Below are 15228 nucleotides of genomic sequence, written 5' to 3' on the forward strand. Positions count from 1 at the left end.
TGACGACCGTCACGGGGTCTGCTGCACCCACAGCCCCGTACGGCAGGATGTGCGCATGACGAGCGTGCGCGATCGAGAAGAGGACGACCGGCGGGACGTTCCGGTGCGCCCCACCGACGAGGACTCGCTGGCCGCGGCCGCGAGCGAGCTGATCGGCGGCCCGGCGGGCAAGCACGCCGAGACCGGTGGGCACCGCTGGTGGACGGCGCTGCGCGTGATGGTGCTGATCGTCATCGGGATGGTCGCGCTCGGCATGGTCCAGAAGGCACCGTGCTACGACGGCGGGTGGTTCCAGGGCGGCGACGCCCAGTACATCCACGCCTGCTACTCCGACATCCCGCACCTTTACCACGACCGCGGCTTCGCCGACGACGTCGTGCCGTACTTCGACAGCATCCCCGGCTCGCTCTCCGGCAGCGGCTTCCACCACCTGGAGTACCCGGTTCTGACCGGGCTCTTCATGGAGGTCGCCTCCTGGCTGACGCCGCACGGTGGCAGCATGCAGCACCGCAGCCAGATCTTCTGGATCGTGAACTCCGGCATGCTGATGATCTGCGCGGCCGCGCTCGTCGTGCTGGTGTCCCGCACCAACCGGCGGCGGCCGTGGGACGGGCTGTTCATCGCGCTGTCCCCGGCTCTCGCGCTGTCGGCCACGATCAACTGGGACCTGTTCGCCGTGGCCCTGGCCGCCGCGGGTCTGCTGCTGTGGTCGCGCAGCCGGCCGCTGGCCGCCGGTGTGCTCATCGGCCTGGCCACGTCCGCGAAGATCTACCCGGTGCTGCTGCTGCTCGCCCTGCTGCTGGTGTGCGTGCGGGCGGGCCGGATGCGGGCCTTCGGCGCGGCGCTGGGCGGCGCGGTGGGGGCCTGGCTGGCGGTCAACCTGCCGGTGATCCTGCTGGCCCGGTCCGGCTGGGAGCAGTTCTACAGCTACACCCGCTCGCGGGGCGTGGACTACGGGTCGCTGTGGCTGGTCGTCATGCAGCGCACCGGCAACCCGCTCAGCGGGGTGAGCGCGTACGCCGCCGCACTGATGATCGTGCTGTGCGCCGCGATCGCGGGCCTCACCTTCTACGCGCCGCGTCGGCCGCGGCTCGGCCAGGTCGCCTTCCTGCTGGTGGCCGCGCTCGTGGTGAGCAACAAGGTCTACTCGCCGCAGTACGTGCTGTGGCTGCTGCCGCTGGCCGTGCTCGCACGGCCGCGCTGGCGCGACCTGCTCATCTGGCAGGGCGCCGAGGTGCTCTACTACCTGGGCATCTGGATGGAGCTGGCCTACGTCAGCGGCGGCACCAAGCACCACGGGCTGCCCACCGACGGCTACCAGCTGGCCGTCGTGCTGCACCTGCTGGGCGTGCTCTACCTCAGCGCCGTGGTCGTCCGCGACATCCTGCGGCCCGAGCACGACGTCCTGCGGCAGGACGGCTCCGACGACCCGGTGGGCGGCGTGCTCGACGGAGCCGGGGACTCCTTCGTCCTGGCCATGGCGCCCGACCCGGGCGCCGAGCCGGAGCCGCTGCCCGCGACGGCCGGGGTGCCCGGCCCGGCGGGCGAGCCCGGCGGCCTCGGCAGGCCCGCGGGGCCGGCCGCACCCGGCGGCGGGCCCGCGGGCGGGACGGGCTACGAGGCCTGACGGTCCACGATCCGGTCGAACTGCGTGGTGGTGTGCCGCAGGTGCGCCACCAGCTCGTCACCGACCGCGGGCGGTGCCACGTCGCCCGGCAGGAAGAGGATCGACACCTGCATGTGCGGCGGCTCGGCGAACCACCGCTGCTTGCCCGCCCAGACGAACGGCGACAGGTTGCGGTTCACCGTCGCCAGGCCCGCGCGGGCCACGCCCTTGGCCCGCGGCATCAGGCCGTGCAGCGCCTTGGGCGCCTCCAGGCCGACACCGTGCGAGGTGCCGCCCGCCACGACGACCAGGTGGCCGGCGTCGGCGGCCTTCTCCTGCCGGTAGCCGTAGCGCTCGCCCTTGGCGATCCGGGTGACGTCGAGGACCGCGCCGCGGTACTCCGTCGCGTCGTGGTCGCCGAGCCACATCCGCGTACCGATGCGGGCGCGGAACCGGGTCTGCGGGAACTGCTGCTGGAGCGCGGCCTGCTCGGTCGCCTTGAGGTGGCTGACGAACATGGTGTGCAGCGGCAGCCGGGCGGCGCGCAGCCGCTCCATCCAGCCGAAGACCTCCTCGACCGCGTCGCTGCCGTCGGGGCGGTCGAGCGGCAGGTGGATGGCGAAGCCCTCCAGCCGCACGTCGTCGATCGCGGTGTGCAGCTTGCCCAGGTCGTCCTCACCCACGCCGTGGCGCCGCATCGAGCTCATGACCTCGATGACCACCCGGGCGCCCACCAGGCCGCGCACCCCCTCGACCGAGGAGACCGAGCGGATCGCCCGGTCCGGCAGCGGCACCGGTTCCTCGCCGAGCCGGTAGGGGGTCAGGACGAGGAGGTCGCCGCCGAAGAAGTCCTTGATCCGGGCCGCTTCGTACGTCGTGCCGACGGCGAGCATGTCGGAGCGCAGCCGCGTCGCCTCGTCGGCGAGCCGCTCGTGGCCGAAGCCGTAGCCGTTGCCTTTGCAGACCGGGACTATGCCGGGGAACTGGTCGGCCACTTGCTGCTGGTGGGCGCGCCAGCGTGCGGTGTCGACATACAGCGTGAGCGCCATGGCCTGGAGGACCTTCCTGTCGTGCGTCGGCCGGTCAGCGGCGCGACATGTAGATGTCGAGAGCCTTGTGGAGCAGCTTGTTGAGCGGGAAGTCCCACTCGCCCAGGTACTCGGCGGCCTGGCCGCCGGTGCCCACCTTGAACTGGATCAGGCCGAACAGGTGGTCGGTCTCGTCGAGGGAGTCGCTGATACCGCGCAGATCGTAGACGCTGGCACCCATCGCGTACGCGTCCCGCAGCATGCGCCACTGCATCGCGTTGGACGGCCTGACCTCGCGCTTGTGGTTGGCGGAGGCACCGTAGGAGTACCAGACGTGCCGGCCGACGGTGAGCATCGTCGCCGCCGCGACCGCCTCGCCCTCGTGCAGCGCGAGGTAGAGCCGCATCCGGTTGGCGTCCTCGGCGTTGAGCTTGGTCCACATCCGCTGGAAGTAGGCCAGCGGGCGGGGGCGGAACTGGTCGCGCACCGCGGTGATCTCGTAGAGCTGCTGCCAGGTCGGGAGGTCGTCGTAGCCGCCCTGGATGACCTGGACGCCGGCCTTCTCGGCCTTCTTGATGTTGCGGCGCCACAGCTGGTTGAAGTTCTTCAGGATGTCGTCGAGCGAGCGGTTCTCCAGCGGGACCTGGTAGACGTAGCGCGGCTGCACGTCACCGAAGCCGGCGCCGCCGTCCTCGCCCTGCTGCCAGCCCATCCGGCGCAGCCGCTCGGCCACCTCGAAGGCGCGCGGCTCGATGAAGTCGGCCTCCACGTCGCGCAGCCGCTTGATGTCCGGGTCGGCGATGCCCGCCTTGATGGTGTTGGCCTCCCAGCGGCGGATTATCACCGGCGGGCCCATCTTCACGCTGAAGGCGCCGTTCTGCTTCAGGTGGCGCAGCATCGGCTGGAGCCATTCGTCCAGGTTGGGCGCGTACCAGTTGATGACGGGGCCCTCGGGCATGTAGGCCAGATACCGCTTGAGCTTGGGCAGCTGCCGGTACAGGACAAGGCCGACGCCGACCAGCCGGCCGCCGCCCTTGGACAGCTGGCCGGGCTGCTCGTCGAACCAGCCGAGGCTCTCCGACCGCCACTCGGACTTCACGTCGGCCCATGCGGGGACCTGGCAGTGGCTCGCCGAGGGCAGACTCTGGATGTATGCCAGGTGCTGCTCTCGGGTGATGGTCCTCAGGGTCAGACTCATGCGGGGCGCTCCCCATGCTCACGACTGCGGGGTTATCTGGCCCGAAGCCTACTGCTCAGGGGTAGCGCCCCCACCAGCCCTGTGGACAACGGCGCGGCTTTTCCACAGCCCGCCGGACCGTCGGCGCGGCAGCTACCAGAGCCCGCCGGTCAGGCCACCGTGCGCCACCCCGATGTAGAAGCCGACCGCGGACATGCCGAGGCCGACGATCAGGGCGAAGCGCTCGATCGTCGTGACGGAGATGAACTGGCCCCAGCCGCCGGTGAAGATGCCGACGATCCCGGTCCAGGAACTGAGCAGATGCAGGCTGTTGAAGGCCGAGGAGATGATCGAGATCCCGCCCAGGACGAGGGTGAGGATCGCGAGCGAGTTCACCAGGGGATGGGGCCGGCCGTCGGTGTTGAAGGTGAGGCGGTGGGTTCGTGCCGCGTGCTGTGCCATGGAGTACCTCCGTGACGGAGTCGTGGCGCGCTGTGGCGCCTGACACACCCGATGTGTACAGATTGCGGTCATTAGGGGGCGGATTTCAACCCGAGAGCGCTAGCCGGTACTGTGTACGGTCTGCACCGGTGTCTGCGCTGGCCCGGTCGGGCAGTCCGGGGGAACTCCTCCGGCTGTCAGTGGCCCGCGCTACCGTTGCGACGCAGATACAAACCCTCCTGCCACGGAAACGCCGTGGCCGCTGAGTCCAAAGGAGGTGGGTTCACCTATGCGTCACTACGAGCTCATGCTCATCCTCGACCCCGATCTTGAGGAGCGCTCTGTCGCCCCCCTGATCGAGTCCTTCCTGTCCGTCGTCCGCAACGGCGGCGGCAGCGTGGAGAAGGTCGACACCTGGGGCCGTCGTCGTCTCGCTTATGAGATCAACAAGAAGCCCGAGGGCATCTACTCGGTCGTCGACCTGAAGGCATCGCCGGAGGTCGTCAAGGAGCTGGACCGCCAGCTCAACCTGAACGAGTCGGTGCTGCGGACCAAGGTCCTCCGTCCGGAACTGCACTAGTACCGGACTCCGAGTAGCTAGCCAGCACTACCCAGAGCCAGTCGAGAGGTCACCCCATGGCAGGCGAGACCGTCATCACGGTCGTCGGCAATCTCGTCGACGACCCCGAGCTGCGCTTCACCCCGTCCGGTGCGGCGGTCGCGAAGTTCCGTGTCGCGTCCACTCCCCGCACGTTCGACCGGCAGACCAATGAGTGGAAGGACGGCGAGAGCCTGTTCCTGACCTGCTCGGTCTGGCGTCAGGCGGCGGAGAACGTCGCAGAGTCGCTGCAGCGCGGCATGCGCGTCATCGTGCAGGGCCGCCTCAAGCAGCGGTCCTACGAGGACCGCGAGGGCGTCAAGCGGACGGTCTACGAACTGGACGTCGAAGAAGTGGGCGCCAGCCTGCGCAGTGCCACGGCCAAGGTCACCAAGACCAGCGGCGGTGGCGGACGCAGCCAGGGCGGCTACGGCGGTGGCGGTGGCGGCGGCCAGCAGGGTGGCGGCGGCTGGGGCGGCGGCCCCGGCGGCGGCTCCGGCGGCGGGGCTCCCGCCGACGACCCCTGGGCCACCAGCGCGCCGGCCGGCGGCGGCCAGCAGGGCGGTGGTGGCGGCGGTGGCGGCTGGGGCGGCGGCTCCGGCGGTTCCGGTGGCGGCTACTCGGACGAGCCGCCCTTCTAGGGCGGATCCTCACTCACTTCTTGATCGCATAGGAGAATCACCATGGCGAAGCCGCCTCCGCGCAAGCCGAAGAAGAAGGTCTGCGCGTTCTGCAAGGACAAGACCGTGTACGTGGACTACAAGGACACGAACATGCTGCGGAAGTTCATTTCCGACCGCGGCAAGATCCGTGCCCGCCGCGTCACCGGCAACTGCACGCAGCACCAGCGTGACGTCGCCACGGCCGTCAAGAACAGCCGTGAGATGGCGCTGCTGCCGTACACGTCGACCGCTCGATAAGGAAGGGTGACCGTAATGTCGAAGATCATCCTTACCAACGAGGTCAGCGGCCTCGGTGCCGCCGGCGACGTCGTCGACGTCAAGCCGGGCTACGCCCGCAACTACCTGATCCCGCGGGGCTTCGCCATCGCGTGGACCAAGGGTGGCGAGAAGGACGTCGAGCAGATCCGCCGTGCCCGCCGTATCCGCGAGATCCACTCGCTGGAGGACGCGAACGCGGTCAAGGGTCAGCTGGAGGCCGTCAAGGTCAAGCTGAGCACCCGCGCCGGCGACACCGGCCGTCTGTTCGGCTCCATCACCCCGGCCGACATCGCCGCGGCGATCAAGGCTGCCGGTGGTCCGGCCGTCGACAAGCGCCGGGTCGAGGTCGGTGCGCCGATCAAGACGCTCGGTGCGCACAAGGTGTCCGTGCGGCTGCACGCCGAGGTCGAGGCTGTCCTCGACCTGGAGGTCGTCGCGGCGTAACGCGCCTTTTGCTCGGTATGGCGCGGATGCCGTCGATGTTCCACGTGGAACACCGGCGGCGCCCGCACCGTCACGACGCAACGGAGGGCCGGGTATCCCCAGCGGGGGTGCCCGGCCCTCCGGTCTGTCCGGCCGTCCTCGGTCCGTCCGGCCGCTTCCGGTCGGCCCGGTCCGCTCCCTTGCCGGTCGGCGGGGCGGTTCCCGGTCCCTCTCCTCCTGGCTCCCGGCCTCCCGGCTCCCGCGCCGACCGTTTCAGCGCGCGGCGCCGGTGACCACCCAGCGGCCGGAGCGGGCCCGCAGCCACAGTGCGACGAGCCGGGTCAGCATCATGAGCGTCATGGCCCACCACAGGGCCGTCAGCCCCGCCCCGAGCGCCGGGACGGCGAGCGCGGCCGGGGCGAAGACCGCCAGCGTCACCAGCATCGACCAGGCCAGGTACGGCCCGTCCCCGGCGCCCATCAGCACGCCGTCCAGGACGAAGACCACCCCGCACAGCGGCTGCGACACGGCCACCACCAGCAGTGCGGAGGCCAGCGCGGACCGCACGGCCGGATCGGAGCTGAACAGCGGGCCGATCAGCGGCCGGGACAGCGCCACCAGCAGTCCGAGGACCACTCCGCAGGCCACGCCCCACTCGATCATCCGACGGCACGCGGCCCGCGCCCCCTCGGGGTCGTCCGCCCCCAGGTAGCGGCCGATGATGGCCTGGCCCGCGATGGCGATGGCGTCCAGCGCGAAGGCGAGCAGCGACCAGACCGTCAGTGTGATCTGGTGGGCGGCCACGGAGGTGTCCCCCAGCCGGGCGGCGACCGCGGTGGCGATCATGAGCACCGCCCGCAGGCTGACGGTGCGCACCAGCAGCGGCAGTCCGGCGCGGGCGCAGGCCCGTATCCCGGCGGCGTCCGGGCGCAGGCCCGCCCACCAGGGCCCCGTGCCGCCGTCCGTCACGGCCTGGCGGCGGATACCGCGGACGACGACCCAGAGGTAGACGGCGGCCATGCCGTTCTGCGCGATGACCGTGCCCCACGCGGAGCCCGCGATGCCGAGACCGGCACCGTAGACGAGCGCGGCGTTGAGCCCCGCGTTCGCGGCGAAGCCGCCCACGGCGACGTAGAGCGGTGTGCGGGTGTCCTGGAGGCCGCGCAGCACGCCGGTGGCGGCCAGCACCACGAGCATGGCGGGGATGCCGAGGGAGCTGATCCGCAGATACGTGGTCGCGTAGGGGGAGGCGGTGCCGGACGCCCCGAAGAGGCTCACCAGGGCGGGCGCCGTGGGCAGCACGGCGGCAATCACCGCGCCGCCCAGCAGCAGGGCGAGCCAGATGCCGTCCACACCTTGGCGCAGGGCGGCGGACAGGTCGCCGGCGCCGACCCGGCGGGAGACCGCGGCGGTGGTGGCGTAGGCGAGGAAGACGAAGATGTTGACGGCGGTGGTGAGCAGCGCCGCGGCGACGCCGAGCCCGGCGAGCTGGGCCGTGCCGAGGTGGCCGACGATCGCGCTGTCGACCATCACGAAGAGTGGTTCGGCGACGAGGGCGCCGAAGGCGGGCAGGGCGAGGGTGAGGATTTCGCGGTCGTGGCGGCGCCGGGCCGCCGGTGCGCGGCGCGGGCTGCGGCCGGGGGCAGGCTCAGTGGTGCCAGGGGGTTCGACGGCGTGATGCACAAGCACAGCTTAATCGTCCACAAGTAAGAGGTGGAAGCGCTGAGGGACTCTTACCTCTGACTGCGTAGCGTGATCTCCTCCGCGTCGTTTGTGGCGATCTTGGCGGCACGGAAAAAGTTTTTCTCCTGCACAGGCTATGGATGAAGAAGGTGCAGGTCAGGGCCTCTCTCCCGGGGAGGCGCGCAGCTTGTCCACAGCGCTGTCCCAAGGCCTGTACACAGGTTGGGGGCAGTTCTCCACAGGTATGCAGCCGTCGTCCACACCCCCTGTGGATAACCGCCTTGGTCCGGGCCGCCAGGAGCCCTACCGTGGACCCCTCCCCCGGTGTGCCGCGAGCGGCGTGACGCGGCACCTCACGGCGCGGCGCGACGCGTGCGCGGCGCCCACCGGGCGGATCAAGGATCGGAGCGGTGCCATGAAAGAGTGGCACGCACGCGGGGTCCGGCCGGACCGGCCGGATGGGAGGAGGTGGCGGGCGTGAGCCAGCCAGAACCCGCCGACGACCACTGGCCGGACCTCCCGCCCGGTGAGCGCCAGGGGCCCGCGACCGGGGTCAGCCCCTTCCGCAAGAAGTCCGCCCAGGACGACACCCGCTACTCCGAGGGCGGCGGCGGCTTCGAGCGCGTCCCGCCGCAGGACCTGGACGCAGAGCAGTCCGTGCTCGGCGGCATGCTGCTGTCCAAGGACGCCATCGCCGACGTCGTCGAGGTCCTCAAGGGCGCCGACTTCTACCGGCCCGCGCACGAGACCATCTACCAGGCGATCCTCGACCTCTACGCCCGGGGCGAGCCCGCCGACCCCATCACCACCGCGGCCGAGCTCACCAAGCGCGGCGAACTGGCCCGGATCGGCGGCTCCCCGTACCTGCACACCCTCGTCAACGCGGTGCCCACCGCCGCGAACGCGGAGTACTACGCCGAGATCGTCCACGAGCGGGCGGTGCTGCGCCGCCTCGTCGAGGCCGGTACGCGCATCACCCAGATGGGATACGCCGCCGACGGCGACGTCGACGAGATCGTCAACAGCGCGCAGGCCGAGATCTACGCGGTCACCGAGCAGCGCACCTCCGAGGACTACCTGCCGCTCGGCGACATCATGGAGGGCGCCCTCGACGAGATCGAGGCGATCGGCTCCCGCAGCGGCCAGATGTCCGGCGTCCCCACCGGCTTCGCCGACCTGGACTCGCTCACCAACGGTCTGCACCCCGGTCAGATGATCGTCATCGCCGCCCGCCCGGCGATGGGCAAGTCGACCCTGGCGCTGGACTTCGCCCGGACGTGCTCCATCGCCAACAAGATGCCCAGCGTCATCTTCTCCCTGGAGATGGGCCGCAACGAGATCGCGATGCGACTGCTGTCCGCCGAGGCCAGGGTCGCACTGCACCACATGCGGTCGGGCACGATGACCGACGACGACTGGACCAAGGTCGCCCGCCGGATGTCCGACGTCACCGAAGCGCCGCTCTACATCGACGACTCGCCCAACCTGTCGATGATGGAGATCCGCGCGAAGTGCCGCCGCCTCAAGCAGCGCAACGACCTGCGACTGGTCGTCATCGACTACCTCCAGCTCATGCAGTCCGGCGGCTCCCGCCGCCCGGAGAGCCGCCAGCAGGAGGTCTCCGACATGTCCCGAAACCTCAAGCTCCTGGCCAAGGAACTGGAAGTCCCGGTCATCGCCCTCAGCCAGCTCAACCGAGGCCCCGAGCAGCGCACCGACAAGAAGCCGATGGTCTCCGACCTGCGCGAGTCCGGCTCCATCGAGCAGGACGCCGACATGGTCATCCTCCTGCACCGCGAGGACGCCTACGAGAAGGAGTCCCCCCGCGCCGGCGAGGCCGACCTGATCGTCGCCAAGCACCGCAACGGCCCCACGGCCACCATCACCGTGGCCTTCCAGGGCCACTACTCCCGCTTCGTGGACATGGCCCAGACCTGAGCCGGCTTGGCGTTCCCGGCTCCGGTGGGCCGCGGGGTCCGTCGGGGCGAGTTGTCGGAAACCGACCCGGAAGCCGCTCTCCGGTAGTGGGCACGCCTATGCTGCCGGGATGATCAAGCCTGTTGAGCTGGTGATATTCGACTGCGACGGGGTGCTCGTCGACAGTGAGCGCATCGCGGTGCGCGTGCAGGTGGGGCTCGGGGCCGAGTTGGGGTGGGCGCTGGATGAGGCGGAGGTCGTCGAGCGGTTCATCGGGCGGTCGCATGCGGCGATCCGCGAGCAGGTCGCCGAGCGGCTGGGGGAGGAGGTCGCCGGGGTGTGGGCCGAGCGGTTCGAGGAGTGGCACCGGGTGGCGGTGGACGCCGATCTGGTCGCGGTGGACGGACTGCCCGAGGCGCTCGCGGCGATCGTGCTGCCGACCTGTGTGGCCTCCAGCGGCTCGCACGAGAAGATGTGGCACACCCTGGGACGTACCGGGCTCTACGAGCACTTCGCGGGGCGGATCTTCAGCGCCGCCGAGGTCGCCCGGGGCAAGCCCGCGCCTGACCTCTTCCTGCACGCCGCCCGGCGTATGGGGGTGGACCCCGCCGCGTGCGTGGTCGTCGAGGACAGTCGGCCCGGGGTCACGGCGGCGCGGGCCGCGGGGATGCGGGCTTTCGGGTACGCGGGCGGGCTCACCCCGGCCGAGCGGCTCGCCGGGCCCGGGACGACGGTCTTCCACGACATGCGGGAGCTGCCCGCGCTGCTCGCCGAATGACGGGACGCCCCCGCGGCCGCGGGGAGGCGGCTGCGGGGGCGTCGGTCGGCGGGGGAGGGATCAGGTGGTGGTCCAGACGAAGGTGGCCGAACCGGCGGCACCGGTCGTGGCCTTCGCCGTGACGGTGACGGTCCAGCTGCCCTTGGCGGTGGCCGCGCCGGTGAAGGTGCCGTCGGCGCTCAGCGTGATGCCGGGCGGCAGGCCCGTCGCGGTGTAGGTGTGGTGCGCGGCGGCGTCGGCCGGGTCGAAGGCCCAGTCGACGGAGGAGCGCACGGGGCTGCTCATGCCGTGCGGGTTGGGTACGGACAGCGCGCCCGCGGTCGCTGCGGGGGCGGAGTCCGCGGCGGCGGCCTGCGGGGACAGGGCCGCCGCGATGGCGCCGTTGACCGTGGTCGGCACGTTGAGCGTGCCGGTCACCGGCAGGCTGCGGGAGGAGTCGCCGACCAGGATCTGGTAATTGCCCGCGGCCGTTGTCCAGTTGTTGCTGCCGGTGCTCCAGGACGCCAGGTCATGGGTGCTGACGGTGAACGTCAGCGTCTGCGACTGGCCCGGGTTCAGCGTGACGCGCTGGTAGCCGCGCAGCTGGTGCGGCGGTTCACCGGACGCGGCCGGGAAGCCGACGTAGAGCTGCGCCACGTCGGTACCGGCCCGGGACCCGGTGTTGGTCACCGTGACGTGGACCGTCGCGTTGCCGCCGCTGAGCGCACCGACCTGGAGGTTGCTGTAGCCGAAGGTGGTGTAGGACAGCCCGAAGCCGAACGGGAAGAGCGGCTCGATGTTCTTGGCGTCGTACCACCGGTAGCCGACGTTCAGGCCTTCGCTGTACTGCACCTGACCGTTGGTGCCGGGCCACTGGGCCGGGGTGTTGGCGGGCACGTCGGCGATCGACTTCGGGAAGGTGACCGGCAGCTTCCCCGACGGGTTGACGTCGCCGAAGATCAGCGCCGCCATCGCCGTGCCGATCTGCTGGCCGGGGTAGAAGCCCTCGAAGACGCCCGCGACCTGGTTCAGCCACGGCATGTTGATCGCCGAGTTGTTGTTGAGCACCACGATGGTGTGCGGGTTGGCCGCCGCGACCTGCGCGATCATGTCGTTCTGCTTGACCGTGCTGCCGCCGTTGTTCGGCAGGTCCAGCGTGGTGGTGTCGTGCTCCTCGTTGCCGTAGTTGTCGCTCGCGAAGACGATCGCGACATCGGAGCCGCGTGCCAGCGACACCGCGGAGTCCAGGTTGGTGGCGTCGTTGTACTGGACGGTGGTGCCGGTGCCCGCGACCCGGTTCTGGATGCCGGTGATGGGCCAGACCGTGCCGGAGCTGGTGACGGTGGCGCTGCCGCCGCCGATGGACTGCACGCCCGCGCCGCCGTCCCAGCCGATCACCGCGATCGACTTGGTGGTGGCGGTGGACAGCGGCAGGATGCCGTTGTTCTTGAGCAGCACCGTGCCCTCCTCCGCGCCCTGGAGCGCGACCTGCACATGCGCCGGGGTGGTCACGGTGGCGTCGCGGTTGCCGCTGGGCGCCTTGTCGAACAGGCCGAAGGCGAAGTACTGCGTGAGCAGCCTGCTGACCATGGTGTTCAGCGTGGCCTGGCTGACCGTCCCGGCGGCGACCGCCTGGGCCAGGAAGTCCGCGAAGAAGTACCCGTTGGGCATCTCCACGGTGAGTCCGGCGTTGGCCGACTCCACCGTGGAGTGGGTGCCGCCCCAGTCGCTGGTGATGAAGCCGCCGAAGTTCGCCTGCTGGTAGAGCCCGGTGTTCATCAGGTCCGGGTTCTGGCACGCCGGGACGCTGTTGACGATGCTGTACGCGCACATCGCCGCGGCGGGCGCGCCCTGCTGCGCCGCCGCCTGGAAGGCCGGCAGGTACAGCTCCTGCATCGTCCGCTTGTCGACGACGACCGTGCCCGCCGGGTTCTCGATGTTGTAGACGGCCACATGCTTCATCTCGGCCATCACACCCTGGCTCTGGATGCCCTTGATGTCGGCGGTGGCCATCTGCCCGTTGAGGTACGGGTCCTCGCTGAAGGTCTCGAAGGACCGGCCCCAGCGCGGGTCGCGCACGATGTTGAGCGTCGGACCGAGCGCGACCTGCACGCCCTTGCCCGCGAACTCCTGGCCGATCGCGGCGCCGTACTGCTGCTCCAGCGCGTTGTCCCAGGTGGCCGCCGACAGGTTGGCCGAGGGCATCTGGGTGACGCCGCCGAGGCCGTCACCGACGCCGTGCGGGCCGTCCTGGAGGCCGATGGCCGGGATGCACAGCGAGGCGATACCGCTGATGTTGCCGATGTAGGGCGAGGAGTTGTTGTTGCCGTGCAGGATGGAGACCTTCTGCGCGTTCGTCATCTGCGCCATGACCTGGGAGACCCGGGTGGAGACCGGTGCGGTCGAGCCGACCCAGGGGCAGTTGCCGTCTCCGCCGCTGGGCGGCGGGGTCGTGGTGCCGCCGCTGCCGGGGGTCAGGATCGTGAACTCCCAGAGCGAGTAGCCGTACTGGGTGGCGCGGGCGGTGCCGTACATGCGCACGTAGCGGCCGGTGGCGGTGAAGGAGAGGTTCTCCACCCCGCCCTTGCCGGCGGTCGTGGAGTAGACGGTGTTCCACGTGGAACCGTTGTCCGAGACCTGGATCTGGTACGCCGTCGCGTACGCCGTCTCCCAACTGAGCTGGGCTCCGCACAGTGACTGCGACGAGCCGAGGTCGACCTGGACCCACTGCGGGTCGGAGGCCGCGCTGGACCAGCGGGTGCCCGCGTTGCCGTCGAAGGCGGCGGAGGCCGGTGTGCCGGCGTTCTCGACCGAGGAGGCCGTGGCGGGCTTGCCGAGCGCCGCGGTGGTGGTGCCGCACACGGCGGGCGGGGTGCCGCCGCCTCCCGAGCCGCCGTAGACCTGGAACTCCCAGAGCGAGTAGCCCCACTGGGTGCCGCGGGCGGTGCCGTACATCCGCACGTAGCGGCCGGTCCCGGTGACATTGAGGGTCTGGACGCCGCCGGTGCCGGTGGTCGTGGAGTAGACCGAATTCCACGTCGACCCGTTGTCCGACACCTGGATCTGGAAGGCCTTGCCGTAGGCGGTCTCCCAGTTCAGCACGACCTGGGTGATCGGCTGGCTGGAGCCGAGGTCGACCTGGAGCCACTGCGGATCGGACGCGGCACTGGACCAGCGCGTGCCGGGGTCGCCGTCGACGGCCGCGTTGGCGGTGAAGGCGTCCTGCACGGAGGAGGCGGTGGCGGGCTTGCCCTGGGAGAGCAGGACAGGGCCGGCGGCGTGGGAGGAGGACGCCACGATCGACAGATACGCCGATGCGATCATGACCAGCACCAGCAGGACGACGCCCTGCGGGGATCGGAAACGTTTACGGGACAGGGAGAGCCCTTGTGGGGTGACCCTCATGTGTCTGCTCCTGTGTGTCGACTGCACAACGGGTGGGGGGTGAAGCAGAGGCGGGGCACCAGGAGCCTGAGAGCGCTCTCTGGCAGGGGATGTCTACGCCCGGCCCCAGGGGGTGTCAACCTTTCTGGCAGGGCGGCGGGCGCGGAAAACGCTTGCTTTGCGCCGCCGTTGACATGGGAGCGCTCCCGTCCCCCCTGCACGCCCCCGGCGGTGGCAGCCTGGGGTCATGGACGAGCACGACGAGTGGGACGGGAACGAGCAGCACGGGCAGGGCGGGGACGACCGGACCGGGGACGGACAGGGCGGCGGCGGCGAGCGGATCAAGGTCGCGCTCGACGGTGTGCCCGAGACGCTGCTGTGGAATCTCTACCAGCGCTCGGTGGAGGCCGCCCGTCCCGAGGGGCGGGTGCTGGACGATCCCCGGGCGGTGGAACTCGTCGAGCGCATCGACTACCCGTTCTCCCGGTTCGGCGGCGCCGGGCTGGCCCAGTGGCACGCGCTGCGGATCGCCTGCCTCGACGCCGAGGTGCGCCGCTTCCTAGCCGCGCATCCGGGCGGCACGGTGGTGGCCCTGGGCGAGGGCCTGGAGACGCAGTTCTGGCGGGTCGACGACGGGCTGGTGCGCTGGCTGTCGGTCGACCTGCCGGAGACCGTGGCCGTACGCGACCGGCTGCTGCCCCCCGACCCGCCGCATCGCCGCACGCTCGCCTGCTCGGCGCTCGACCTGCGCTGGATGGACGAGGTGGAGCCCGGCATACCGCCGCAGAACGTGCTGGTGACCGCGCAGGGGCTGCTGATGTACCTGCCGCCGCGGGACGTCAGGAAGCTGATCGCCCGGTGCGCCGAGCGCTTTCCCGGCGGGAGCTTCCTCTTCGACGCCGTCCCGCGGGCGATGGTGGCCCGCAGTCAGGCCGTTCAGGAGCGTGGCGCGGAGAGCGGGGACGGCTACCGCGCCCCGGCGTGGCAGTGGGGGATGAACGCCGGGGAGTACCGCAAGGTGGCCAGCGCCTCGCCGCGGATCGCGGAGGTGCGGCGGCTCGTACTGCCGCGCGGCCGGGGGCTGTTCGCGATCGCCCCGGTCTCCCATCTGGTGCCCGGACTGCGCTCGGCGCGGATGTCGATCGTGTCGGTGCGCTTCGGCCCGGCCGACTACCGTAACGGGGTCGCGCGCGGCTGACAGCGGGCGCGTGGTGGGCAAAACAAAAGCAGCAGGGCGAGTTCGGTTCGGCGACGGAAGGACGTGGACGGGTGA

13 protein-coding genes are annotated in these 15228 nt (G+C 70.8%); 8 read left to right on the forward strand and 5 right to left on the reverse strand.

Going from position 1 to position 15228, the window contains the following annotated elements:
• The first annotated feature begins 55 nt into the window (after positions 1-55).
• Complete coding sequence (locus ACH4PY_RS02740) at positions 56-1627, forward strand: glycosyltransferase family 87 protein (protein ID WP_398175162.1); 1572 nt, start codon at positions 56-58, stop codon at positions 1625-1627.
• Here ACH4PY_RS02740 and ACH4PY_RS02745 read toward each other — a convergent pair.
• The 3 genes from ACH4PY_RS02745 to ACH4PY_RS02755 all read right to left on the reverse strand — a co-directional run bounded on the left by ACH4PY_RS02745 (position 1615) and on the right by ACH4PY_RS02755 (position 4273).
• On the reverse strand, positions 1615-2655 hold the full coding sequence (locus tag ACH4PY_RS02745) for an alanine racemase (protein ID WP_398175164.1): 1041 nt from the start codon (positions 2653-2655) through the stop codon (positions 1615-1617). The two genes, ACH4PY_RS02740 and ACH4PY_RS02745, sit on opposite strands and share 13 nt — an antisense overlap.
• Before the next feature lie 34 nt (positions 2656-2689).
• On the reverse strand, positions 2690-3832 hold the full coding sequence (locus ACH4PY_RS02750; protein WP_398175166.1) for a lipid II:glycine glycyltransferase FemX: 1143 nt from the start codon (positions 3830-3832) through the stop codon (positions 2690-2692).
• A 132-nt stretch (positions 3833-3964) separates the two neighbouring features.
• Complete coding sequence (locus ACH4PY_RS02755) at positions 3965-4273, reverse strand: hypothetical protein (protein ID WP_398175168.1); 309 nt, start codon at positions 4271-4273, stop codon at positions 3965-3967.
• 268 nt (positions 4274-4541) lie between these two features.
• Between ACH4PY_RS02755 and rpsF the strand changes: the two genes are divergently transcribed.
• From rpsF to rplI, 4 genes are read left to right on the forward strand one after another with little or no spacing between them, the layout of a single operon-like run.
• Positions 4542-4832, forward strand: a complete 291-nt coding sequence (gene rpsF / locus ACH4PY_RS02760; protein WP_031512681.1) for a 30S ribosomal protein S6 — start codon at positions 4542-4544, stop codon at positions 4830-4832.
• Positions 4833-4888: 56 nt separating this feature from the next.
• Positions 4889-5491 carry a single-stranded DNA-binding protein gene (locus ACH4PY_RS02765; protein WP_398175170.1) on the forward strand — a complete coding sequence of 201 codons (603 nt, stop codon included), beginning with the start codon at positions 4889-4891 and terminating at the stop codon, positions 5489-5491.
• Positions 5492-5533: 42 nt separating this feature from the next.
• Complete coding sequence (rpsR, locus tag ACH4PY_RS02770) at positions 5534-5770, forward strand: 30S ribosomal protein S18 (protein ID WP_031512678.1); 237 nt, start codon at positions 5534-5536, stop codon at positions 5768-5770.
• 15 nt (positions 5771-5785) lie between these two features.
• Complete coding sequence (gene rplI / locus ACH4PY_RS02775) at positions 5786-6235, forward strand: 50S ribosomal protein L9 (RefSeq protein ID WP_398175173.1); 450 nt, start codon at positions 5786-5788, stop codon at positions 6233-6235.
• A gap of 252 nt (positions 6236-6487) precedes the next feature.
• Here the strand turns inward: rplI and ACH4PY_RS02780 are convergent, their stop codons facing one another.
• Positions 6488-7801, reverse strand: coding sequence for an MATE family efflux transporter (locus tag ACH4PY_RS02780; protein ID WP_398176046.1), 1314 nt, complete (start codon positions 7799-7801; stop codon positions 6488-6490).
• A gap of 573 nt (positions 7802-8374) precedes the next feature.
• On the opposite strand from ACH4PY_RS02780, the gene dnaB reads away from it, so the two are divergent.
• Both dnaB and ACH4PY_RS02790 read left to right on the forward strand, forming a co-directional pair.
• Positions 8375-9835, forward strand: a complete 1461-nt coding sequence (gene dnaB / locus ACH4PY_RS02785) for a replicative DNA helicase (protein WP_398175175.1) — start codon at positions 8375-8377, stop codon at positions 9833-9835.
• A gap of 109 nt (positions 9836-9944) precedes the next feature.
• Positions 9945-10592 (forward strand): HAD family hydrolase, encoded by a 648-nt coding sequence (locus ACH4PY_RS02790; RefSeq protein ID WP_398175177.1) that lies wholly within the window; start codon positions 9945-9947, stop codon positions 10590-10592.
• A 60-nt stretch (positions 10593-10652) separates the two neighbouring features.
• On the opposite strand, the gene ACH4PY_RS02795 is transcribed toward ACH4PY_RS02790, so the two are convergent.
• Positions 10653-13976, reverse strand: coding sequence for a discoidin domain-containing protein (locus tag ACH4PY_RS02795; RefSeq protein WP_398175179.1), 3324 nt, complete (start codon positions 13974-13976; stop codon positions 10653-10655).
• 226 nt (positions 13977-14202) lie between these two features.
• Between ACH4PY_RS02795 and ACH4PY_RS02800 the strand changes: the two genes are divergently transcribed.
• Complete coding sequence (locus ACH4PY_RS02800) at positions 14203-15153, forward strand: class I SAM-dependent methyltransferase (protein ID WP_398175181.1); 951 nt, start codon at positions 14203-14205, stop codon at positions 15151-15153.
• Positions 15154-15228: the final 75 nt, after the last annotated feature.

It is taken from the genome of Streptomyces sp. NPDC021224, assembly GCF_044332905.1.
GTDB lineage: Bacteria > Actinomycetota > Actinomycetes > Streptomycetales > Streptomycetaceae > Actinacidiphila.

What these genes read in the sequence shown, in the direction of transcription:
- ACH4PY_RS02765 (WP_398175170.1), top strand. Translation starts at nt 4,889, where the DNA reads ATGGCAGGCGAGACCGTCATCACGGTCGTCGGCAATCTCGTCGACGAC.
- ACH4PY_RS02740 (WP_398175162.1), top strand. Translation starts at nt 56, where the DNA reads ATGACGAGCGTGCGCGATCGAGAAGAGGACGACCGGCGGGACGTTCCG.
- ACH4PY_RS02750 (WP_398175166.1), bottom strand. Translation starts at nt 3,832, where the DNA reads ATGAGTCTGACCCTGAGGACCATCACCCGAGAGCAGCACCTGGCATAC.
- rplI (WP_398175173.1), top strand. Translation starts at nt 5,786, where the DNA reads ATGTCGAAGATCATCCTTACCAACGAGGTCAGCGGCCTCGGTGCCGCC.
- ACH4PY_RS02795 (WP_398175179.1), bottom strand. Translation starts at nt 13,976, where the DNA reads ATGAGGGTCACCCCACAAGGGCTCTCCCTGTCCCGTAAACGTTTCCGA.
- rpsR (WP_031512678.1), top strand. Translation starts at nt 5,534, where the DNA reads ATGGCGAAGCCGCCTCCGCGCAAGCCGAAGAAGAAGGTCTGCGCGTTC.
- rpsF (WP_031512681.1), top strand. Translation starts at nt 4,542, where the DNA reads ATGCGTCACTACGAGCTCATGCTCATCCTCGACCCCGATCTTGAGGAG.
- ACH4PY_RS02745 (WP_398175164.1), bottom strand. Translation starts at nt 2,655, where the DNA reads ATGGCGCTCACGCTGTATGTCGACACCGCACGCTGGCGCGCCCACCAG.
- ACH4PY_RS02800 (WP_398175181.1), top strand. Translation starts at nt 14,203, where the DNA reads ATGGACGAGCACGACGAGTGGGACGGGAACGAGCAGCACGGGCAGGGC.
- ACH4PY_RS02755 (WP_398175168.1), bottom strand. Translation starts at nt 4,273, where the DNA reads ATGGCACAGCACGCGGCACGAACCCACCGCCTCACCTTCAACACCGAC.
- ACH4PY_RS02790 (WP_398175177.1), top strand. Translation starts at nt 9,945, where the DNA reads ATGATCAAGCCTGTTGAGCTGGTGATATTCGACTGCGACGGGGTGCTC.